The organism is Streptomyces sp. NPDC002734, from assembly GCF_040295685.1.
GTDB lineage: Bacteria > Actinomycetota > Actinomycetes > Streptomycetales > Streptomycetaceae > Streptomyces.
Genome location: NZ_JBEOVU010000002.1, coordinates 1 through 19,852, shown reverse-complemented (window position 1 = coordinate 19,852; position 19,852 = coordinate 1). Strand labels below are relative to the sequence as shown.

Below are 19,852 nucleotides of genomic sequence, written 5' to 3'. Positions count from 1 at the left end.
CTGGGCCTTTCCTCCGGCCTGTTCGGCGAGAAGGTCGACTGAATATTGTCTACAGTATGGGAGTTGAGGCGGCAAGCCTCCTGACAAGGCATGAGGCCGAGCGGTGCGGGAAGAGAAGCGGGAGGCGTACGGAGTCTTCCCAAGCAGGTAAGCGGTACCTAAGGTTCCGGATCATGAGTCCACCGGTAGCACCGCCGGGATGGAGCCGCTGGCTCGTGCCCCCGGCCGCCCTGTCCGTCCATCTGTCCATAGGCCAGGCCTACGCCTGGAGCGTCTTCAAGGCGCCCCTGGAATCCTCGCTCGACATCAGCGGCACGCTGAGCGCGCTCCCCTTCCAGCTGGGCATCGTGATGCTGGGCCTGTCCGCGGCCTTCGGCGGCACCCTCGTCGAACGCAACGGCCCGCGCTGGGCGATGACGGTCGCCCTGGTGTGCTTCTCCTCGGGCTTCCTGCTCTCCGCACTCGGCGCGTACACCGGGCAGTACTGGCTGATCGTGTTCGGCTACGGCTTCGTCGGCGGCATCGGCCTCGGCATCGGTTACATCTCGCCGGTCTCCACGCTGATCAAGTGGTTCCCCGACCGGCCGGGCATGGCCACCGGCATCGCCATCATGGGCTTCGGCGGCGGCGCGCTGATCGCCTCGCCCTGGTCCACCCGGATGCTGGAGTCGTTCGGCTCCGACTCCTCCGGCATCGCCACCGCCTTCCTGGTCCACGGCCTGGTCTACGCGGTCTTCATGTCGCTCGGCGTGCTGCTGATCCGCGTGCCCAGGCCCGCGGAGGGCGACGCCGCCGCCGACGCCACGGCCGGCGTCGGCGGGGTCCAGGTGTCCGCGCGCGACGCCGTGCGCACGCCGCAGTTCTGGCTGCTGTGGCTGGTGCTCGTCATGAACGTCACCGCGGGCATCGGCATCCTGGAGAAGGCCGCGCCGATGATCACCGACTTCTTCGCCGACTCCTCGACACCGGTGTCGGTCTCGGCCGCCGCCGGGTTCGTGGCGCTGCTCTCGGCGGCCAACATGGCGGGCCGGATCGGCTGGTCCTCGACCTCCGACCTGATCGGGCGCAAGAACATCTACCGCGTCTACCTGGGCGTCGGCGCGCTGATGTACCTGCTGATCGCGCTGTTCGGAGACACCTCCAAGCCGCTGTTCGTGCTCTGCGCGCTGGTCATCCTGTCCTTCTACGGCGGCGGCTTCGCGACGATCCCCGCCTACCTGAAGGACCTGTTCGGCACCTACCAGGTGGGCGCCATCCACGGACGGCTGCTGACCGCCTGGTCCACCGCGGGCGTCGTCGGCCCGCTGATCGTCAACTGGATCGCCGACCGGCAGGAGGAGGCGGGCAAGCAGGGCCCCGAGCTGTACGGGACCTCGCTGTTCATCATGCTCGGCCTGCTGGTCGTCGGGTTCGTGGCCAACGAGCTGGTGCGGCCGGTGCACGCCAAGTACCACGTGAAGGAGGGCGTCCATGTCGCAGAACCCGCCTGAGGGCGCCGGGCGCCGCGGGCTGATCGCCTTCTCGTGGCTGTGGGTCGGGGCGCCGCTCGCCTACGGCCTCTTCGAGCTGGTCCGCAAGGCCACCCAGCTCTTCACGGGCTGACGCCGCGACCGCCGTCGCCCACGGTGCGCCCCGTTCCCGCGACAGGGGGCGGGGCGCACCGGCGTGTCGTGTCCGACGTCACCCGCCCCGCAACTCCCCGAGCGCCGTAGACTGTAGACGATAGACAACGGGGTGTGCCCAGGGTCTCCGGGACCAGGGTGTTCAGGAGGGGATGCGATGCTGTCCACCGGTCTGCCGCAGGGCGCCGTGCCCAAGCTGGAACGCCCCGGCCCGCTCCGGGACCGCGTCTACGAGGCGTTGCTGGAGCTCATCACCACCCGCGCGCTGCGGCCCGGACAGCACCTGGTGGAGAGCGAACTCGCCGGTCACCTCGGAGTGTCCCGCCAGCCCGTCCGCGAGGCGCTGCAGCGGCTCAACACCGAGGGCTGGGTGGACCTGCGCCCCGCCCAGGGCGCCTTCGTGCACGAGCCGACCGAGGAGGAGGCCGACCAACTCCTCACCGTGCGCACGCTGCTGGAGGCCGAGGCCGCCCGGCTCGCCGCGGCCAACGCGGGCAAGCCGGGCATCGAGCGGCTCGAGGCGCTGTGCGCGGAGGGCGAGGCGCTGGTAGCCGCGGACGACGTCGACGGGGCGGTGGAGGCCAACGCGCGCTTCCACGCCGCGGTGATGGAGCTGGCCGGCAACGCCGTCCTGGCCGAACTGGCCGCTCAGGTGGACCGGCGGGTGCGGTGGTACTACACGCCGATCGCCCGGCAGCGCGGCGCCCGGTCCTGGACCGAGCACCGCGCGCTGATCGCCGCGATCGCCGAGCGCGACGAGGCGGAGGCGACGCGGCTCATGCGCGAGCACACGGAACACACCCGGCACTCGTACCACGCCCGCCCCAAGGGCTGACCGCGCCGCGGCGGGCACGGGCGCCCCGGTAGCGGGCGCCGCCTGCGAGGGGCGCGCCCACGGTTGCCCGGGGCGCCGGTCTCCGGCCGGGTGCCGCGTGCCGTGGTCACCGCCGCTCGAGGGCGGCGGCGACCTGCTCCATGACGTGCTGCCAGTGCGCCCGTCGCCGTTCGCGCTCCTCGGCGCTCGCCAGGTGCTCCTGGTGGAGACGCAGCGTCGTGCGCGCCCCGTCGGCCGCGGGGCTGAGGGCGATCTGGACCGTGGTCGTGCCGTGGGTGACGCGGATACGGTCCGCGGGGCGGTAGCCGCGCACCTCGCCCGTGACCCCGTCGGCCGTCCGGTAGGGGGCGCCCCTCTCCGGGGTGAGGACCGCACCGGAGCCGAGCCAGAGGGCGACGCCGTCGGGGCCGCTCACGAACTCCCACACGGCGTCCACCGGGTGGGGCAGGGTGCGGGACACGCCGATCTGCCAGCCGGCGTCCCGGGTGAGACCTGTGGGCATGACGGTCATCCTTCCTCGGAGTGGCGGGCGCGCAGCGCCCTGACCTTGTGGCGGTTGCCGCAGTGCTCCATGGAGCACCAGCGGCGGCGGCCGGGCCGCGAGGTGTCGACGTAGACCAGGTGGCAGTCCTCGGCCGCGCAGGTGCGGACGCGGTGCGCGAAGGGCCCGGTCAGCAGCTCGACGGCGTCCCGGGCGACGGTGGCCGTCAGTTGCGTGCCGGTGGGCGTGCCGGCCCACTGCCGCGTCCCGTCGGGGGCGACGGCGGGCGCCATGGCCGGACGGGCGGCCGCCGCGTTCAGGGTCTTCAGGTCGCCGGACGGGGGGTGCTCGCCGCGCGTGCGGGCGAGGACCACCCGGAACAGCGCGTCACGCACCGCTCGGGCGTCGGCCACCTCCGCCGCGGACACGTCCAGCGCGGGCGTCGGGGTAAGCCGCGACCGTTCCGCCCAGGCGGCCAGGTCGGCGGGCTCGTGCAGGACCTCGTAGCGGCGGTAGGGGCCGGGGCCGCCGGTGGTCAGCAGTTCCAGGCAGAGCGCGCCGGGGTCGAACCGGTAGGCGACACCCGTGTGGGAGCGCAATGTCAGCCCTGGGGGCGCGGCGGAGACCATGTAACCACTTTAACCGGTTACACGGTGCCCGGCCAGGTGGAGGGCCCGCGGCCTTCGCAGGATTCCGGTGCTTCGCGGAGTTCCGCGGGGCACAGTCCGTGCGTCCTGCCACTGATCAAGACCCGCCCGCGGCTGCTAGTTTCCCCGTTGCGTATTCCGTGCGAATCGAGGAGGCCGCGTCATGTCCCCGTCCGACTTACCGTCCGACTTACCGCCCCGGGTGGGCGTCTGGCTGATCGGGGCCCGGGGCTCCGTCGCCACCACCGCCGTCGCCGGCTGCGCGGCCCTGACCGCCGGACTGCGCCCGCCGACCGGCATGCTCACCGAGACACCACCCTTCGCCCGCAGCGGGCTTCCCCCGCTCACCGCCCTCGTCTTCGGCGGTCACGACACCGCCGAAGGCCCGCTCGCCAAGCGCGCCGAGGCACTCGCCGGGGCGGGCGTCCTGCCCCACGGTCTGCCGGACGCCGTCCGGGCCGAACTCGACGACGCCGACCGCGGGATCAGGGCGGGAGCGACCGACGACGCCGACGGCGTCACCGAGCGACTGGCCGACGACATACGGGAGTTCGCGCGGCGGCGCGGACTGCGGCGGGTCGTGGTGGTCAACGTCGCCTCCACCGAGCCGCGCACCGACGGCCCCGGACTTCCGCCCAGCGCGCTGTACGCGGCGGCCGCGGTGCGGGCCGGCTGCCCGTACGTGAACTTCACCCCCTCCGCGGGCATCCAGCACCCCGGGCTCGCCCCGCTCGTCGAGGAGAGCCGACTGCCCTACGCGGGACGGGACGGCAAGACCGGGCAGACCCTGCTGCGGGCCGTGCTGGCGCCGATGTTCGCCCAGCGCGCCCTGGACGTGCGGGCCTGGTCGGGCACCAACCTGCTGGGCGGCGGAGACGGCGCGGCGCTGGCCGACCCGGCGGCCGCCGCCGCCAAGAACGCCGGCAAGGCGCGGGTCCTCGCCGACGCGCTCGGCACCCTGCCGCAGGGCGGCACGCACATCGACGACGTCCCCGCGCTGGGCGACTGGAAGACGGCCTGGGACCACATCGCCTTCGACGGCTTCCTCGGCACCCGGATGGTGCTCCAGACCACCTGGCAGGGCTGCGACTCCGCGCTGGCGGCGCCGCTGGTGCTGGACCTCGCCCGCATCATGGCCCGGGCCGGGGAACTGGGCCTCACGGGGCCCGTCGGCGAGCTGGGGTTCTACTTCAAGGACCCGGTGGGGGAGGGGCCGGTCGCGCTCGGCGAACAGTACGGCCGCCTCCTGGAGTTGGCGCGACGGCTGGCGGCCGGCCGATGAGCGCGGCCCGGGACTGGGCCGAACTGCTGCGCGTCCCCGCGCTGTTCACGGTGCCCGGCGACGCGCTGGCCGGCGCCGTCGCGGGCGGCGGACGGCCCCGGACCCGCACCCTCGGCGCCGTCGCCGCCTCGCTGTGCCTGTACGCGGCGGGCATGGCCCTCAACGACTGGGCCGACCGCGAGGAGGACGCGAGGGAGAGGCCGGGGCGGCCGCTGCCGTCCGGGCGTATCCGGCCGGGGGCCGCGCTGGCCGCCGCCGCAGGACTCACCGCGGCGGGCCTCGGCTGCGCGGCCCTGGCCGGCCGGCGCACCGCGGCCGTCGCGGTCCCCCTGGCGGCCACCGTGTGGGCCTACGACCTGCACCTCAAGCACACGCCGCTGGGACCGCCCGCCATGGGCGCCGCCCGCGCCCTGGACCTGCTGATGGGCGCGGCCTCCACCGGGGCGCCCGTCCGCGCGCTGCCGTCCGCCCTGGCCGTCGGCGCGCACACCTGCGCCGTCACGGTGGTCTCCCGCCACGAGACCCGCGGCGGCGCGGTGCGGCCGTCCGTGGCGGCCCTGGCGGTGACCGCCGCGGTCACCGCGGGGCTCGTGCGGAGCGCCGCTCGCACGCGTGCGGGCGACGAGGGCGGTCCGTCACGGCGTGGTCGAGGCCGTCCGACCTCGCTCGCCGCCGCGGCGTTCGCGGTCACCTCCGCCCGCCCCCTGCTGCACGCCGTGCTCAACCCGTCCCCCCAGCTGACCCAGCGCGCCGTCGGCGGCGGGATCCGCGCCCTCGTCCCCCTCCAGGCCGCTCTCGCGGCCCGGGCCGGCGCCCCCGCGACCGCCCTCCTCACCGCGGCCCTCGCGCCCGTCGCCCGCCGCCTCGGCCGGAAAGTGAGCCTCACATGAGAACGAGCACGAGCGACCCCCTTCCCTTACGCCTCGGCTACGGCACCAACGGCCTCGCCGACCTCCGGCTCGACGACGCCCTCGCCCTGCTCGCCGACCTCGGCTACGACGGCGTCGGACTCACCCTCGACCACATGCACCTCGACCCGCTCGCCCCCGACCTCGCCGCCCGTACCGCCAAGCTCGCCGCGCGGCTGGCCGAACTCGGCCTGGCGGTCACCGTCGAGACCGGCGCACGCTACGTCCTGGACCCGCGCCGCAAGCACGGTCCCTCCCTGCTCGACCCCGAGCCGGAGGACCGCGGTCGCCGCGTCGCCCTGCTGCTGCGGGCCGTCCGGGTGGCCGCCGACCTCGGCGCCCACGCCGTGCACTGCTTCAGCGGGGTCATCCCGCCCGGCACCGACGAGGACGCCGCCTGGATGCGGCTCGCGGAGGCGCTGAACCCCGTGCTGGCCGCCGCCGAGGCGTCCCGGGTCGCCCTGGCGATCGAACCGGAGCCCGGGCACCTGCTCGCCGACCTGGCCGGCTTCCACCGGCTGCGCCGCCTCCTCGGCGACCCGCGACCGCTGGGTCTGACCCTGGACATCGGCCACTGCCAGTGCCTGGAACCCCTGCCGCCCGCCGACTGCGTCCGTGAGGCCGCGCCCTGGCTGCGGCACGTGCAGATCGAGGACATGCGCCGCGGCGTCCACGAGCACCTCCCGTTCGGCGAGGGCGAGATCGACTTCCCGTCCGTGCTGGCCGCGCTCGCCGCGGCGGACTACCGCGGGCTGACCGTCGTGGAACTGCCCCGCCACTCCCACGCGGGACCCCGGTACGCCGAGCACTCGCTCTCCTTCCTCCACCGGGCCGCGCACACGGCCGGGGTGGCGACGACGGCACGGGCCACGGCGGGGGCACGTATCACCACGGCGACCGCGGCCTCCGCGGCGCCTCCGCCCTCGGCCCCCACGGCGGCAGCGCCCACCGAGACCTCGCCGCCCGCCACGACCCGACCCCTTGCCGAGTCCCGGCCCTCCGCTGCGACCAGACCTCTCGTCGAGACCTCGCTCCCCGCCACGACCGACGCCCCCGCCACGTCGCCCTCCGCCACGGCCACGGCCACCGAAGGGAGCACCGCATGACCGCCGACCCTGCCCCCGACCCCGCCCCCCAGGGCACGCTCCACGCCGCACCCCCGGCGCCTGTTCCGACGGCCGAGCGCCGCGCCCGTCTCGCCGCCCGGCTCCCGGCCCCCGCCCGGGACTGGCTGGAGGACGCCCTCACCACCGTGGCCGACGAGTCCGGCACCGCCGTGGCCCGGGAGCCCTCCGGCACCGTGGCCGGGGAGTCCGGCACCGCCGTGGCCGAGGAGTCCCGCACCCCCGCGGCCGGGGTCTCCGTCCTGGAGCTCCGTTTCGCCGAGGCAGGCCGCCGCGTCGGCCCCGACGCAGCCGACGATGCCCGGATCCTGCTGCTGCACGCCGCCGGGGCCGGCCCCGGCACGCTGGCCCGCCTCTACCGACAGGGCACCGCCGCCGAACGCCGGGCCGTGCTCCACGCCCTGCCCGCACTGGTCCCCGGCGACGAGGCTCTGGACCTCGTCGAGGACGCCCTGCGCACCAACGACACCCGGCTGGTCGCCGCCGCCCTCGGCCCCTACGGCGCCCGCCACCTGCCCGCCCACCAGTGGCGGCACGCCGTCCTCAAGTGCCTCTTCACCGGCGTCCCCCTCGACACCGTCGGCCGGCTCGCCGAACGCGCCCACGGCGACGCCGAACTCGCCCGCATGCTGAACGACTTCGCCGCCGAACGCGGCGCCGCAGGACGCACCGTGCCCGCCGACCTGTACCGCGTCCTGGCCCTCACCGAAGCCACTCCCGAGCCCACTTCCGTTCCCGTCCCCGCCTCCGCCCCACAGGAGACGCACTGATGCGTATCTTCGACCCCCACATCCACATGACCTCCCGCACCACCGACGACTACGAGGCGATGCGCGCCGCCGGAGTGCGGGCCGTCGTCGAGCCCGCCTTCTGGCTCGGCCAGCCCCGCACCTCGCCGGCCAGCTTCGTCGACTACTTCGACTCCCTGCTCGGCTGGGAGCCCTACCGGGCCGCCCAGTACGGCATCGCCCACCACTGCACCCTCGCGCTCAACCCCAAGGAGGCCAACGACCCGCGCTGCACTCCCGTCCTCGGCGAACTGCCCCGCTACCTGGCCAAGGACGGCGTGGTCGCGGTGGGCGAGATCGGCTACGACTCCATGACCCCGGCCGAGGACCACGCGCTGGCCGCCCAGCTGCAACTGGCCGCTGACCACGGCCTGCCCGCCCTGGTCCACACCCCGCACCGCGACAAGCTCACCGGACTGCGGCGCACCCTCGACGTGGTGCGCGAGTCGAAGCTGCCCGTCGACCGGGTGCTGGTCGACCACCTCAACGAGACCACCGTCGCCGAGGCCAAGGACAGCGGCGCCTGGCTGGGGTTCTCCGTCTACCCCGACACCAAGATGGACGAGGACCGCATGGTCGCCGTGCTGCGGACCTACGGCCCCGAGCGCGTCCTGGTCAACTCCGCCGCCGACTGGGGCAGGAGCGACCCGCTGAAGACCCGCAAGGTCGGCGACGCGATGCTCGCGGCGGGCTTCGGCGAGGACGACGTCGACCTGGTGCTGTGGCGCAACCCGGTCGCCTTCTACGGACTGAGCGGCCGCCTCGACCTGACCCCCGCCGACGCCGCCGCGGCCACCCACGAGGGCAACTCCATCCTGCGCGGGGGCGAATGACGATGCGCTTCCGGCACCCGGACGGCTCCGTCGTCCACCTCGCCTACTGCACCAACGTCCACCCCGCCGAGACCCTCGACGGCGTCCTCGCCCAGCTCCGCGACCACTGCGAGGCCGTCCGCCGGCGGCTGGGACGCGACCGGCTCGGCATCGGCCTGTGGCTGGCCCACGACGCGGCCCGCGCCCTGGACACCGACCCCGCAGCCCTGCGCCGGCTGCGCGGTGAACTCGACCGCCGCGGCCTGGAGGTGGTCACCCTCAACGGCTTCCCCTACCAGGGCTTCGGCGCCGAGGAGGTCAAGTACCGCGTCTACCGGCCCGACTGGGCCGACCCCGAACGCCTGGAGCACACCACCGCCCTGGCCCGCGTCCTCACCCGGCTGCTCCCCGAGGACGCCGCCGAGGGCACCGTCTCCACCCTGCCCCTGGCCTGGCGCACCGCGTACGACGGCGAACGCGCCGCAGCGGCGCTGACCGCCCTGCGCACCCTGGGGCGCGGGCTCGACCGGCTCCACGAGGAGACCGGCCGCTCCGTCCGCGTCGGACTGGAACCGGAGCCCGGCTGCGTGGTCGAGACGACCGCCGACGCCGTCGCCCCGCTCACCGAGACCGGCCACCCGCGCATCGGCGTCTGCGTGGACACCTGCCACCTGGCCACCTCCTTCGAGGACCCCGGCCCCGCCCTCGACGCCCTGGCGGCGGCCGGCGTCCCCGTCGTGAAGTCGCAGCTCTCCGCCGCCCTGCACGCCGAGGACCCCGGCGACCCGGCCGGACGCGAGGCGCTGGCCGCCTTCGCCGAACCCCGCTTCCTCCACCAGACCCGCGCCCGCACCCCCGACGGCGCCCTGCACGCCGTCGACGACCTGCCCGAGGCCCTCGCGAGCGGAACACTGCCGCGGCAGGCGCCGTGGCGCTCCCACTTCCACGTCCCGCTGCACGCCGCCCCCGCCCCGCCGCTGACCTCCACCCTGCCCGTGCTGCGGGACGCCCTCGCCCACCTGGTCGGCGGACCCGTCCCCCGCACCCGCCACCTCGAGGTCGAGACCTACACCTGGCAGGCCCTGCCGCCCGCGCTGCGCCCCCGTGACGCCGGCGGACTCGCCGACGGCATCGCCGCCGAACTCGCCCTCGCACGCGACCTGCTGACCGACCTCGGCCTCAAGGAGCTGCCGTGAACCCCTCGGTGAACCCCCTGCTGGTCCTCGACGTCGTCGGACTCACCCCACGCCTCCTGGACCACATGCCCCACCTGAAGGCCCTGGCGCGCGACGGCTCCCGGGCACCGCTGGGCACCGTGCTGCCCGCCGTCACCTGCGCCGCGCAGTCGACCTTCCTGACCGGCACACTTCCCTCCGAGCACGGAGTCGTCGGCAACGGCTGGTACTTCCGCGAGCTCGGCGACGTCCTGCTGTGGCGGCAGCACAACGGGCTGGTCGGCGGCGACAAGCTGTGGGACGCCGCCCGCCGGGTCGCCCCCGGCTACACGGTGGCCAACATCTGCTGGTGGTACGCGATGGGCGCCGACACCGACGTCACCGTCACCCCGCGCCCCGTCTATCACGCCGACGGCCGCAAGGAACCCGACTGCTACACCCGGCCGCCGGACCTGCACGACGAACTCACCGGCGCACTGGGCACGTTCCCCCTCTTCAACTTCTGGGGACCCGGCGCCGACCTGGTCTCCAGCCGCTGGATCATCGACGCCACCCGCCACGTCCTGCGCACCCGGCGACCCGACCTCGCCCTGTGCTACCTGCCCCACCTCGACTACGACCTGCAGCGCTACGGCCCCGACGACCCGCGCTCGCTGCGGGCCGCCACCGAAATCGACGCCGCCGTCGCCCCGCTCCTGGACGAGGCCCGCGCCGAGGGCCGCACCGTCGTCGCGCTCTCCGAGTACGGCATCACCCCGGTGTCCCGCCCCGTCGACGTCAACCGCGTGCTGCGCCGCGCCGGACTGCTGGAGGTGCACACCCAGGACGGCATGGAGTACCTCGACCCGACGACCTCCCGCGCCTTCGCCGTCGCCGACCACCAGATCGCCCACGTCTACGTGCGCCGGCAGGAGGACCGGGAGACGGTCCGCGCCCTGCTGGCCGAGGTGCCGGGCGTCGCGGACATCCTCGACGACGCGGGGAAGAAGGCGAACGGCCTCGACCATCCCCGCGCCGGCGAACTGGTCCTGGTCGCCGAGGCGGACAGCTGGTTCACCTACTACTACTGGCTCGACGACGCCCGCGCCCCCGACTTCGCCCAGCTGGTGGAGATCCACCGCAAGCCCGGCTACGACCCCGCCGAGCTCTTCATGGACCCCCTCGACCCGTACGTGAAGGTCAAGGCGGCCGGCGCCCTGGCCCGCAAGAAGCTCGGCCTGCGGTACCGGATGGCCGTCGTCCCGCTCGACCCCTCACCCGTGCGCGGCAGCCACGGCCGGCTGCCCGAGCGGGACGAGGACGGCCCGCTGCTGCTCTGCTCCGCCCCGCAGGCGCTGGGCGAACGCGTCGAGGCCACCGAGGTGAAGAACCTGCTGCTGCGCCTGGCAGGGCTCGCCTGACCGCTGCCGGTGAAGCCGTACGGCCGCGGCGGGACGTCCGTGGAGGACGCCCGCCGCAGGCCGTACGGTACGGGGGAGTGCTCAGTGCCCGGGGCACCCCGGAAGCTGCGCGCAGGCCACGAAGTGGTCCGGCTCGGCCTCGTACAACTCACCCTCGGCGCCCGCGTCGTGGAAGACGCAGCTCTCCACCGGCTCGGCGTCCACCCATTCCACCCCCAGCCGCGGGACGGCGGCCAGCAGGTGCCGGGTGTAGGGGTGCATCGGGTTGCCGAAGACCTTCTCGGTCGCCCCCCGCTCGGTGATCCGCCCGCTCCGCAGCACCACCGTCTGCTCCGCCAGGTAGGTGCCCAGGGCGAGGTCGTGCGTGATGTACAGGACGCCCAGGCCCCGCTCGCGCAGGTCGCCCAGCAGGTTGAGGACGTCGACGCGGGTCGAGGCGTCCAGCATGCTGGTGATCTCGTCGGCGACCAGGAACTCCAGTCCGTCGAGCAGCAGCGCCCGGGCGATCAGCAGGCGCTGCAGCTGGCCGCCGCTGAGCTGGTGCGGGTACTTGTTCAGCACCTGCCCCGGATCGAGCCGCACGTCGCGCACGGCCCGCTCCACCCGGCCGCGCCAGTCGGCGGCGGACAGCTTCGGGTAGTAGGCCTCCTTCACCAGCGCGAACACCCGGTCCGCCTTGAAGACGGGATTGAAGCAGCTGAACGGGTCCTGGAAGATCCCCTGCACCCGGCGGTAGTACTCCCGGCCCGAGCGCACCGGCTCGCCGCCCAGCGTCAGGGAGCCCTCGGTCACCGGGGTCAGGCCCAGGATCATGCGCCCCAGGGTCGACTTGCCGCTGCCGCTCTCCCCGAGCAGGGTGACGACCTCCCCCCGCCCGACGGTGAAGGAGACCCGGTCGACGGCGGTGACCGAACTGCCGGAGAAGGTCCCGGTCCGGAACGTCTTGGTGACGCGGTCGAGTGTCAGCATCAGACCTTCCAGCACGCTACGTGGTGACGGGGGGCGACCTCGACGACCGGCGGCTGCTCGGCGCACCGGTCGTCGGCCAGCGGGCACCGGGCACGGAACCGGCACCCGGTGGGCGGGGACAGCAGCGAGGGCGGACTGCCCTCGATGCCCGACAGGCGGCCCCCGGAGCGGCGCACGCCCGCCTCCGGCAGCGCGGCCAGCAGCCGGCGGGTGTACGGGTGACGCGGCGCGCTGGTGAGGACCTTCGACGGCGCCTTCTCGGCGAGCAGACCCGCGTACATCACCATGATCGTGTCGGCGATGTGCGAGGTCAGCGCGAGGTCGTGGGTGATGAACACCATGCTGGTGACCAGGCCCTGGTCACGCAGGCCCACCAGTGCGTGGGCGACCGCCTTCTGGTTGGAGACGTCCAGGGCGCTGGTCACCTCGTCAGCGATCAGCAGCGAGGGATCGAGCAGCGTGGAGATGACCATCACCGTGCGCTGCTTCATGCCGCCGGACAGCTCGATGGGGTAGCGGTCCAGCACCTCCGGCTTCAGACCCACCAGGGCCAGACGCCGGTGCAGCTCCTCGGTGTCCACCGACGCCCCGCGCGAGGCGAGGAGTTCGCGGATCATCCGGCCGATGCGGCGCGTGGGGTTCATCGCGCTCATCGAGTACTGCGGGACCAGCGAGATGCGGCGGAAACGGAACGCGTTCATGGCGCGGTCGTCACCGACCGGGACGTCGTCCCCGTCGAGGGTGACGGTGCCGCCCACGTGGCGCATCCGGCCGTCCATACGGATCAGCGACTTGCCGAGCGTGGTCTTGCCGCAGCCCGACTCACCGACCAGGCCGAGGATCTCGCCGTCGTCGACGGAGAAGCTGACGCCGTCCAGGGCGCGAACGTCGCCCCGCAGCGTGCGGTAGTGGACCCGGAGGTCGTCGACGGTCAGGGTCATGTGCTTACGACTCCCTCAGCTTGGGGTTGAACACCTCGTCCAGACCCACGTTGGCGACGTACAGCGCGCCGACGACCGCGGTGATGCCCACCCCCGGCGGCACGAACCACCACCACATGCCGAGCTGGAGCGCGCTCCACTGCTGCGCGCTCTGGAGCATCAGGCCCAGCGACACGCTGTCGGTGGGGCCGAGGCCGATGAAGTCGAGCGAGGAGGCGATGAGGATGGAACCGCCGAACAGCAGGATGAACGTCATGAACAGGTAGGAGCTCATGTTCGGCGCGATCTCCCGGAAAATGATCTTCCAGGTGCGGCTGCCGCTGAGCCGGGCCAGATCGACGAAGTCACGGGTGCGCAGACTGAACGTCTGGGCGCGGATCGCCCGCGCCGCCCACGGCCACGACGTCAGGCCGATGAACAGGCCCTGCACCGGCACGCTGCGCACACCGAGGTAGGCGTTGACGATCAGCAGCACCGCCAGCGACGGGATCACGAGCACGATGTTCGTCACCATCGTGAGCACCTCGTCGAGCACGCCGCCCCGGTAGCCGGCGAAGAAGCCGACCAGCATGGCCACGACGGCCGCGATGCCACCGCCGATCACGCCGACCAGGAAGGTGGCGCGCAGGCCGTGCACGAACTGCGCGAACACGTCCTGCCCGAAGGTCGTGGTGCCGAACCAGTGCTCGCCGCTCGGCCCCACCCCCTGCGCGCCCGAGTAGGCATTGGGGTCCTTGCCCTCCAGCAGCAGCGGGCCGAGCAGACCGGTCAGCAGCAGCACCAGGACGACGGCCAGGCCGATCAGCAGCTTGGGATTACGGACCGCGTAGTGCAGGGTCTCGCGGGTGGGACTGAGCGGAGCCGACGGCTCGGCCGCCCCGGCGGCGAGGCCGGGAACCCCGTCGGGAGCGGGCTGCGTGGTCGCGACCGGCTCGGAGGCCGGTTCGCCGAGTGGGGGCATCGCGTTCATGACTGGCCTCCCGCCATGCCGGTCCGGGTCCGGGGGTCGACGATCACATAGACGAGGTCGATGACGAAGTTGGCGATGAGCACACCGATCACGATGAAGAGGAAGGTGCCCTGCAGCAGGAAGAAGTCGCGGTTCTGGATCGCCGCGAGGATCAGGCTGCCCAGGCCCGGATAGTTGAAGACGATCTCCGTGACCAGCGCGCCGGCCACCAGGACGCCCAACTGCAGCGCCAGCCCGGTGATCTGCGGCAGGACGGCGTTGCGGAAGGCATACCGGCGGATCAGCCGCTGCGGGGCGCCCAGCGCGGCCAGGTAGGACGAGTGGTCCGCCTCCAGCTCGTAGATGATCATGTTGCGCATGCCGATGGCCCAGCCGCCCAGCGCCACCAGGAACATGGACAGGAAGGGCAGCACCCAGTGGTGCAGCGCGTCGGTGAAGAAGAGCCAGCTCCACGACGGCTCGATGTCCAGGCTGTAGCCGCCCGAGACCGGGAACCAGCCCGCCCGCGCGCCGAACACCCAGGCCAGCAGGACGGCGATCCACATGTACGGCATGGCCGTCAGCAGATAACCGGCCGGCAGCACGGTGTTGTCCAGCAGCTTGCGCCGGGCGGCCAGCGCGCCGAGCCAGTTGCCGGCGAACCAGCTGAGCAGGATGGCCGGGATCATCAGCGCGAGCGTGTAGGGCAGCGCACCCAGGATGATCTCGCTCACCGGCTGCGGGAACACCCAGATCGAGATGCCGAAGTCGCCCTGGAGGAGCGACGACCAGAAGTGCAGGTACTGCTCCCAGACGGGCCGGTCGAAGCCGAACAGCTCGTTGTAGTAGGCCCGCATGTGCTCCACGGCCTCCGGCTGCGAGACCCGGGCCCGGGAGATCATCGCGGAGACGGGATCACCGGGCATGAACCGGGGGATCAGCCAGTTCACCGTGACGGCGAAGACGAAGGTGAGGACGTAGACGAGGAGCTTGCGGGCGAAGTAGCGGCGCAAGGGTGAACTCCAGGATCAGGAGAGGCAGGAGAGCCGGGGGAGGCGGGGAGGTCGGCGCCGGGCGGCCGCCGGGAGGCGCCCCGCCCCCGCCGGTGCGTCCGGCGGGAGGGTGGCGTCCGGCGGCCGCCGCGGGAACTGCTTCCGCGGGACTACTTCTTCGCGGGCTTCAGGCCGGTCAGCGCCTCGAAGCCGCCCAGCTCCAGCCAGTTGCGCCACAGAGTGGGCGCGTGCGGGTTGTCGCCCTTCTCCGAGGGCCAGTTGGTCCAGGTGCCGGTCGTCGACTGGGACCACAGGCCGTTGTACCAGAGCGGGATGACGGGCATCTCCTCGAGCTGGATCTCCTGGATCTTGGAGACCGCCTCCTTCATGCCGGCCTCGTCGTCGGTCTTCACGCCGCCGAGCTCGTTGACGAGCTTCCACGCCTCCTTGTTCTCGTAGCGGCCGAAGTTGACCGTGTTCTGCTGCTCGCGGACCGGCAGCTGGAACATGTACTCGTAGTACGTCCAGGGGGTGTTGGACAGCTGGCGCTCGTTGTTGATCACCAGGTCGAACTCGCCCTTGCCACGCATGTCGGTCAGCGCGTTCTGGTCCGGGAAGTCGGTGCTCACGTCGATGCCGGCGGCCTTGGCGCTCTCCGCGATGACCTTCGCCGCCTCCATCCAGTCGGTCCAGCCGGACGGCACGATCAGCTTCAGCTTCAGCTTCTTGCCGTCTCTGTTCTCCACCAGCCCGTCGCCGTCGGTGTCCTTGTAACCCGCGCCCTTCAGCAGGTCCTTGGCCTTGGCGGTGTCGTAGGAGAAGCCGCTCTTCGCGGTCAGGCCCTTGTCGATGTAGGCGTCCCACTGCGGCAGCAGACCGGTCGGGTCGGCCGGCCGCACCAGCTCGCCGTAGACGCCCGTGACGATCTTGTCGATGTCGATCGAGTACGCCAGCGCCTTGCGGAACGCCGCGTCGTCCATCGGCTTGCGCTTGGTGTTGGGCACCAGCCAGGCGGTGTTGGCGGACAGCATGTAGGGCGGCTTGTCGTAGTACGAGACGGCCTTGCCGCCCTTGATCATCTGGGCCGCGCCGGGGAGGAAGTTGTTGCTCAGGTCCAGCTGCCCCTGCCCGATCTGGCCGATGACGACCTCGTTGCTCGGGTTGGAGATGTCGACGATGTACTTGGGCGCCGGCTTCATACCGAGCGCCTTCACGCCCCACCAGTCGTCACGGCGCTCCCACACCACGCGGTCCTGGGAGTGGCTCTTGAGCTTGTAGGCGCCGGAGACCACCGGCTTGTCGTTGACGCCGTTGAGGACGTCCTCCTCGGAGAGCTTGCTCCACAGGTGCTCCGGCACGATCGGCTGCCCGTAGAGGGTGAAGTCCCACTCCTGGTAGCGCGCCTCCTTGAAGGTGAAGCGCACGGTCTGCTCGTCGACGGCCTCCGCCTTGGACAGCCAGTCCCACAGCGTGTGGAACGAGGCGGCCTCCAGCTTGCCGATCTCGTAGGAGAAGACGACGTCCTTGGCGGTCATCGGCTTGCCGTCCGACCAGGTGATGCCCGAGCGCAGCTTCACCTCGTAGGTCTTGTCGTCCTTCCACTCCCCGCCCTCGGCCAGCCACGGCTTGAGCTCGCCGGCCTTCGGGTCGAAGTGGAACAGCGTCTCGTACGCCAGCCCCTTGGTGCCGGTGGCGTGGTCCCAGTTGTGCAGGGGGTTGTAGTTGGCCGGCGGACCCCACTGGGTGCCGCTGGTGTAGAGGGTCTCGTTCCTCGGAAGTCCCCCCTGAACTCCCTTTCCGTCCGGGGTCGTGGAGGAACCCCCGCCCGTACACGCCGTGACGACCATGCCGCCCACGGCCGCCAGAGCGATGAGCCGCGCTCGAGTGCGCATCGGTCAACTCCCTCCCCGCCCGTCCTCGGGCGGAGCAACTGAACCGGGTAAGTGGCGGAAGTCTCGGCCCGGCGGGCGGCGGTGTCAAGGGGGGACGGGAGCGCTCCCGTGGCTTCGTTACACGGAAGTTGTTTACGCCGAGGTCCGCACCGGGCAGGTCTGGACGTGCGGCGCTGCCGCTACGATGACGGCACCCACATGAAGCGGTTAAGCGAGGTCACATGTCCAGGCGTCGCCCCACCATGGAGGACATCGCGCGACGAGCGGGCGTCTCCAAGGTCGCGGTCTCGTACGCGCTCAACGACCGGCCCGGCGTCTCGCCGGGGACCCGGGCCGAGATCAAGCGGATCGCCCGGGAGATCGGGTGGCGTCCCAACAGCGCGGCCCGCGCCCTCACCCGGGCCAGGGCCGACGCCGTCGGACTGGTCTCCTCCCGGCCCGCCCAGCTCCTCGGCGCGGAACCGTTCTTCATGGGCCTGATCAGCGGCATGCAGGACGAACTCGCCGCCCAGGGCAAGGCGTTGACGCTCCAGTTCGTCGCCGACGCCGGGCAGGAGATGGAGGTCCACCGCCGCTGGTGGGGCGAGGGCCGGATCGACGGCGTGCTCCTGACCGACCTGCGCACCGACGACCCGAGGATCGCGCTGATCCGCGAACTCGGCCTGCCCGCCGTGGCGATCGGCCACCCGGAGGCGGCGGGCGGGCTGCCCTCGGTGTGGTCCGACGACGCCGCCGCGCTCGGCCAGACCCTGCGCTACCTGCACACCCTCGGCCACCGTTCGGTCGCCCGGGTGGCCGGACTGCGCGACCTCGACCACACGGCACGCCGCGACCGCGCCCACCGGGCGGTCTGCGCCGAACTGGGCATGGGGGAGCCGGCCATCGTGCACACCGACTACTCCGGGGAGGCGGGCGCCCGGGCGGCCCGCGGCCTGCTCATCCGGCCCGACCGCCCGACCGCCATCGTCTTCGACAACGACATCATGGCCGTCGCCGGGCTGTCCGTCGCCGACGAACTGGGGCTGAGCGTCCCCGGGGAACTGTCCCTGGTCGCCTGGGACGACTCCCAGCTCACCAGGGTCGTCCGCCCGGGCATCACCGCCCTCAACCGGGACATCCCCGCCTACGGCAGGCACGCCGTCCGCACCCTCCTCACCCTGGTCGAGGAGGGCTGGGCCGAGGGCCTCGAGGACGAGCCCGCGCGGCTGCTGCCGCGCGGCAGCACGGGGCCGGCCGTGGCGGGCGCCGCGGCCGCACCGTCCTCGCCGGTGACCGCGGAGCCCTGAGCGTGGAGCCCTGAGCGTGGAGCACTCGAGCGCGAAGGCCTGAGCGCGGAGCACTTGAGCGCGGAGCACTTGAGCGCGGAGCCTTGACGTGGAGGCCTGAGCGTGGAGCCGCCTGGTCGCGCCCGGCAGGCTCGCGAACCCTGCCGGGCAGCGGAAGAGCCCCGCCGGGGTCCGGCAGGGCTCTTCCGCGGGGTCAGCGGATGCTGATCAGACCGCGCCGTTCGCGGCCCGGCGGGGAGAGGAAGAGCGCGACGAAGCAGGCGAAGAACGAGATGCAGCCCGCCAGGGTGAAGGCGCCGTCGAGCCCCCACGCGTCGACGACCATGATCCCCATGCCCGCGCCCAGACCGGACACCAGCTTGGAGCTGTAGACCATGCCATAGTTGGTGGCGTTGTTGTTCTCCCCGAAGTAGTCGGCCGTCATCGCGGCGAACATCGGGAAGATGGCACCACCGCCGAAGCCGGAGATGGCCGAGAAGACGAGGAACAGCGGCAGCGACCCGATGCCCGCCGACCAGATGATCCCGAACTGAGCGAGACCCAGGACGACACACACGGCGAGCAGACACTGCTTGCGGCCCATCCGGTCCGACAGCCAGCCGATGACGCCCCGGCCGGTGCCGTTGACGACCGCCTTGAGGGACATGGCGGTGGCCACGATCCCGGCCGCGAACCCCGCCTCCTGGCCGATGTCGACCTGGAACGCGATGCCGAAGATGTTCACCCCGGAGGTGCAGGCCAGACAGAACCACATCAGCGCCACCCGCCCGGTCCTCCAGGCCTCCATGGGGCTGTACTGCTTGACGGCCGGCGGGTTCTTCGCCAGCGAGCGCCGGGCGCGCGGGTCGTCCGGCGGGTTGAGCGGATCCACCTCCGCCGGCCACCAGTTCTTCGGCGGGTCCTTGAAGAAGGAGCCGGCGAAGCCCACCACGGCGGCGAGGAAGAAGCCGACCAGCGTCAGCACCCACCGGAAGTTCCCGACGTCCATGAAGCCGGTGAAGATGAAGACGAACGGCACCGAGCCGTAGGCGAAACCGCCGTTCACGAAGCCGGTCTTGCCGCCCCGGCGCTCGGGGTACCACTTGCCCACCATGTTGACGCAGGTGGCGTACACCATGCCCGCGCCCATGCCGCTGAACATCCCGAAGCCGATGAAGGCGAGGAGGACGTGCGGCGAGAACGCCAGCGACAGGTAGCCCAGCAGCGTGCCGACCGCGCCGAGCATCATCGCCGAACGGGCCGGCAGGCGGCCGCTCTCCCGGAGCCTTCCCGCGGGAAACGCCACCGCGGCCTGGAAGAAGACCCACACGGTCATCATCCAGTAGATGGCCCCGCTGTCCCAGTGGTGCGCCGCGTGCAGCGCGTCCTCGGCCGACGCGAACGCGTACTCGGCGGAGGAGATGCCCATCATGCCCACCCAGGGCAGGACGACCATCCAGATCCGCTTGCGGCCCATGATGTCGATGTCGGACTCGCCCAGCCGGTAGACACGACCGTTGGCGTCCGTGACCTCCCGGTAGGGGAGTGGTGTTGCGAGATCGTCGGTGGCTGTCATCGTCCCTTAGCACCCCTTGCGTTCGAAAGCTCTTGCCGGCGCCCCCTGTCCAAGGCCTTCCGTGTGCGCACGGGTCCCGGGGCGGGGGGGCGCCCCCCCCCCCCCCCCCCCCCCACACCCCCCCCAAACCACCCCCCCCCCCCCCCCCACGGCGGTGACCGGGCGCGCCCGGGCCCCCCGGGGCGCCCGGGAGA

Annotated in this window: 19 protein-coding genes; 11 read left to right on the top strand and 8 right to left on the bottom strand. The window is 72.7% G+C overall.

Annotation, left to right across the window (positions count from 1 at the left end; all coding sequences use genetic code 11):
• Positions 1–173: 173 nt before the first annotated feature.
• The 3 genes from ABT026_RS01770 to ABT026_RS01760 all read left to right on the top strand — a co-directional run bounded on the left by ABT026_RS01770 (position 174) and on the right by ABT026_RS01760 (position 2,457).
• The gene (locus tag ABT026_RS01770) at positions 174–1,490 is read left to right on the top strand and encodes an OFA family MFS transporter (protein ID WP_351111069.1); all 1,317 of its coding nucleotides are present in this window, start codon (positions 174–176) and stop codon (positions 1,488–1,490) included.
• On the top strand, positions 1,471–1,602 hold the full coding sequence (locus tag ABT026_RS01765; protein WP_351111067.1) for an MFS transporter small subunit: 132 nt from the start codon (positions 1,471–1,473) through the stop codon (positions 1,600–1,602). The genes ABT026_RS01770 and ABT026_RS01765 overlap by 20 nt, the downstream gene beginning before the upstream one ends.
• Positions 1,603–1,779: 177 nt before the next feature.
• On the top strand, positions 1,780–2,457 hold the full coding sequence (locus tag ABT026_RS01760; protein WP_351111065.1) for a GntR family transcriptional regulator: 678 nt from the start codon (positions 1,780–1,782) through the stop codon (positions 2,455–2,457).
• Positions 2,458–2,563: 106 nt separating this feature from the next.
• On the opposite strand, the gene ABT026_RS01755 is transcribed toward ABT026_RS01760, so the two are convergent.
• Together ABT026_RS01755 and ABT026_RS01750 are read right to left on the bottom strand one after the other, a co-directional pair.
• Positions 2,564–2,959, bottom strand: a complete 396-nt coding sequence (locus ABT026_RS01755) for an SRPBCC family protein (protein WP_351111063.1) — start codon at positions 2,957–2,959, stop codon at positions 2,564–2,566.
• A 5-nt stretch (positions 2,960–2,964) separates the two neighbouring features.
• On the bottom strand, positions 2,965–3,567 hold the full coding sequence (locus ABT026_RS01750) for a CGNR zinc finger domain-containing protein (protein WP_351111061.1): 603 nt from the start codon (positions 3,565–3,567) through the stop codon (positions 2,965–2,967).
• Between the two features lie 181 nt (positions 3,568–3,748).
• Between ABT026_RS01750 and ABT026_RS01745 the strand changes: the two genes are divergently transcribed.
• The 7 genes from ABT026_RS01745 to ABT026_RS01715 are packed head-to-tail and all read left to right on the top strand — an operon-like array spanning position 3,749 to position 11,074.
• The gene (locus tag ABT026_RS01745; protein WP_351111059.1) at positions 3,749–4,867 is read left to right on the top strand and encodes an inositol-3-phosphate synthase; all 1,119 of its coding nucleotides are present in this window, start codon (positions 3,749–3,751) and stop codon (positions 4,865–4,867) included.
• The gene (locus ABT026_RS01740; protein WP_351111057.1) at positions 4,864–5,757 is read left to right on the top strand and encodes an SCO3242 family prenyltransferase; all 894 of its coding nucleotides are present in this window, start codon (positions 4,864–4,866) and stop codon (positions 5,755–5,757) included. The genes ABT026_RS01745 and ABT026_RS01740 overlap by 4 nt, the downstream gene beginning before the upstream one ends.
• Positions 5,754–6,881, top strand: a complete 1,128-nt coding sequence (locus tag ABT026_RS01735; protein ID WP_351111055.1) for a sugar phosphate isomerase/epimerase family protein — start codon at positions 5,754–5,756, stop codon at positions 6,879–6,881. The genes ABT026_RS01740 and ABT026_RS01735 overlap by 4 nt, the downstream gene beginning before the upstream one ends.
• Positions 6,878–7,669, top strand: a complete 792-nt coding sequence (locus ABT026_RS01730) for an EboA domain-containing protein (RefSeq protein ID WP_351111053.1) — start codon at positions 6,878–6,880, stop codon at positions 7,667–7,669. Before ABT026_RS01735 ends, ABT026_RS01730 begins: the two co-directional genes overlap by 4 nt.
• Positions 7,669–8,520: a TatD family hydrolase gene (locus ABT026_RS01725; protein ID WP_351111051.1), complete on the top strand. Its 852-nt coding sequence runs from the start codon at positions 7,669–7,671 to the stop codon at positions 8,518–8,520. The genes ABT026_RS01730 and ABT026_RS01725 overlap by 1 nt, the downstream gene beginning before the upstream one ends.
• Before the next feature lie 2 nt (positions 8,521–8,522).
• Complete coding sequence (gene eboE, locus ABT026_RS01720; RefSeq protein ID WP_351111616.1) at positions 8,523–9,695, top strand: metabolite traffic protein EboE; 1,173 nt, start codon at positions 8,523–8,525, stop codon at positions 9,693–9,695.
• Complete coding sequence (locus ABT026_RS01715) at positions 9,692–11,074, top strand: alkaline phosphatase family protein (protein WP_351111049.1); 1,383 nt, start codon at positions 9,692–9,694, stop codon at positions 11,072–11,074. The genes eboE and ABT026_RS01715 overlap by 4 nt, the downstream gene beginning before the upstream one ends.
• A gap of 81 nt (positions 11,075–11,155) precedes the next feature.
• On the opposite strand, the gene ABT026_RS01710 is transcribed toward ABT026_RS01715, so the two are convergent.
• The 5 genes from ABT026_RS01710 to ABT026_RS01690 form a co-directional block, all read right to left on the bottom strand.
• On the bottom strand, positions 11,156–12,043 hold the full coding sequence (locus tag ABT026_RS01710) for an ATP-binding cassette domain-containing protein (protein WP_351111047.1): 888 nt from the start codon (positions 12,041–12,043) through the stop codon (positions 11,156–11,158).
• Positions 12,043–12,984, bottom strand: coding sequence for an ABC transporter ATP-binding protein (locus tag ABT026_RS01705; protein ID WP_351111045.1), 942 nt, complete (start codon positions 12,982–12,984; stop codon positions 12,043–12,045). The genes ABT026_RS01710 and ABT026_RS01705 overlap by 1 nt, the downstream gene beginning before the upstream one ends.
• A 4-nt stretch (positions 12,985–12,988) precedes the next feature.
• Positions 12,989–13,954, bottom strand: a complete 966-nt coding sequence (locus tag ABT026_RS01700; RefSeq protein ID WP_351111043.1) for an ABC transporter permease — start codon at positions 13,952–13,954, stop codon at positions 12,989–12,991.
• Positions 13,951–14,946: an ABC transporter permease gene (locus ABT026_RS01695; protein ID WP_351111041.1), complete on the bottom strand. Its 996-nt coding sequence runs from the start codon at positions 14,944–14,946 to the stop codon at positions 13,951–13,953. The genes ABT026_RS01700 and ABT026_RS01695 overlap by 4 nt, the downstream gene beginning before the upstream one ends.
• Before the next feature lie 149 nt (positions 14,947–15,095).
• Complete coding sequence (locus ABT026_RS01690) at positions 15,096–16,817, bottom strand: ABC transporter substrate-binding protein (protein WP_351111039.1); 1,722 nt, start codon at positions 16,815–16,817, stop codon at positions 15,096–15,098.
• Between the two features lie 221 nt (positions 16,818–17,038).
• Between ABT026_RS01690 and ABT026_RS01685 the strand changes: the two genes are divergently transcribed.
• Positions 17,039–18,103 carry a LacI family DNA-binding transcriptional regulator gene (locus ABT026_RS01685; RefSeq protein WP_351111037.1) on the top strand — a complete coding sequence of 355 codons (1,065 nt, stop codon included), beginning with the start codon at positions 17,039–17,041 and terminating at the stop codon, positions 18,101–18,103.
• 193 nt (positions 18,104–18,296) lie between these two features.
• Here ABT026_RS01685 and ABT026_RS01680 read toward each other — a convergent pair whose 3' ends face one another.
• Positions 18,297–19,658 carry an OFA family MFS transporter gene (locus ABT026_RS01680; RefSeq protein ID WP_351111035.1) on the bottom strand — a complete coding sequence of 454 codons (1,362 nt, stop codon included), beginning with the start codon at positions 19,656–19,658 and terminating at the stop codon, positions 18,297–18,299.
• Positions 19,659–19,852: the final 194 nt, after the last annotated feature.

Excerpts from the sequence above, each read along its gene's own strand:
- ABT026_RS01770 (WP_351111069.1), top strand. The coding sequence starts at position 174 with ATGAGTCCACCGGTAGCACCGCCGGGATGGAGCCGCTGGCTCGTGCCC.
- ABT026_RS01765 (WP_351111067.1), top strand. The coding sequence starts at position 1,471 with ATGTCGCAGAACCCGCCTGAGGGCGCCGGGCGCCGCGGGCTGATCGCC.
- ABT026_RS01760 (WP_351111065.1), top strand. The coding sequence starts at position 1,780 with ATGCTGTCCACCGGTCTGCCGCAGGGCGCCGTGCCCAAGCTGGAACGC.
- ABT026_RS01755 (WP_351111063.1), bottom strand. The coding sequence starts at position 2,959 with ATGCCCACAGGTCTCACCCGGGACGCCGGCTGGCAGATCGGCGTGTCC.
- ABT026_RS01750 (WP_351111061.1), bottom strand. The coding sequence starts at position 3,567 with ATGGTCTCCGCCGCGCCCCCAGGGCTGACATTGCGCTCCCACACGGGT.
- ABT026_RS01745 (WP_351111059.1), top strand. The coding sequence starts at position 3,749 with ATGTCCCCGTCCGACTTACCGTCCGACTTACCGCCCCGGGTGGGCGTC.
- ABT026_RS01740 (WP_351111057.1), top strand. The coding sequence starts at position 4,864 with ATGAGCGCGGCCCGGGACTGGGCCGAACTGCTGCGCGTCCCCGCGCTG.
- ABT026_RS01735 (WP_351111055.1), top strand. The coding sequence starts at position 5,754 with ATGAGAACGAGCACGAGCGACCCCCTTCCCTTACGCCTCGGCTACGGC.
- ABT026_RS01730 (WP_351111053.1), top strand. The coding sequence starts at position 6,878 with ATGACCGCCGACCCTGCCCCCGACCCCGCCCCCCAGGGCACGCTCCAC.
- ABT026_RS01725 (WP_351111051.1), top strand. The coding sequence starts at position 7,669 with ATGCGTATCTTCGACCCCCACATCCACATGACCTCCCGCACCACCGAC.
- eboE (WP_351111616.1), top strand. The coding sequence starts at position 8,523 with ATGCGCTTCCGGCACCCGGACGGCTCCGTCGTCCACCTCGCCTACTGC.
- ABT026_RS01710 (WP_351111047.1), bottom strand. The coding sequence starts at position 12,043 with ATGCTGACACTCGACCGCGTCACCAAGACGTTCCGGACCGGGACCTTC.
- ABT026_RS01705 (WP_351111045.1), bottom strand. The coding sequence starts at position 12,984 with ATGACCCTGACCGTCGACGACCTCCGGGTCCACTACCGCACGCTGCGG.
- ABT026_RS01700 (WP_351111043.1), bottom strand. The coding sequence starts at position 13,954 with ATGAACGCGATGCCCCCACTCGGCGAACCGGCCTCCGAGCCGGTCGCG.
- ABT026_RS01690 (WP_351111039.1), bottom strand. The coding sequence starts at position 16,817 with ATGCGCACTCGAGCGCGGCTCATCGCTCTGGCGGCCGTGGGCGGCATG.
- ABT026_RS01685 (WP_351111037.1), top strand. The coding sequence starts at position 17,039 with ATGTCCAGGCGTCGCCCCACCATGGAGGACATCGCGCGACGAGCGGGC.
- ABT026_RS01680 (WP_351111035.1), bottom strand. The coding sequence starts at position 19,658 with ATGACAGCCACCGACGATCTCGCAACACCACTCCCCTACCGGGAGGTC.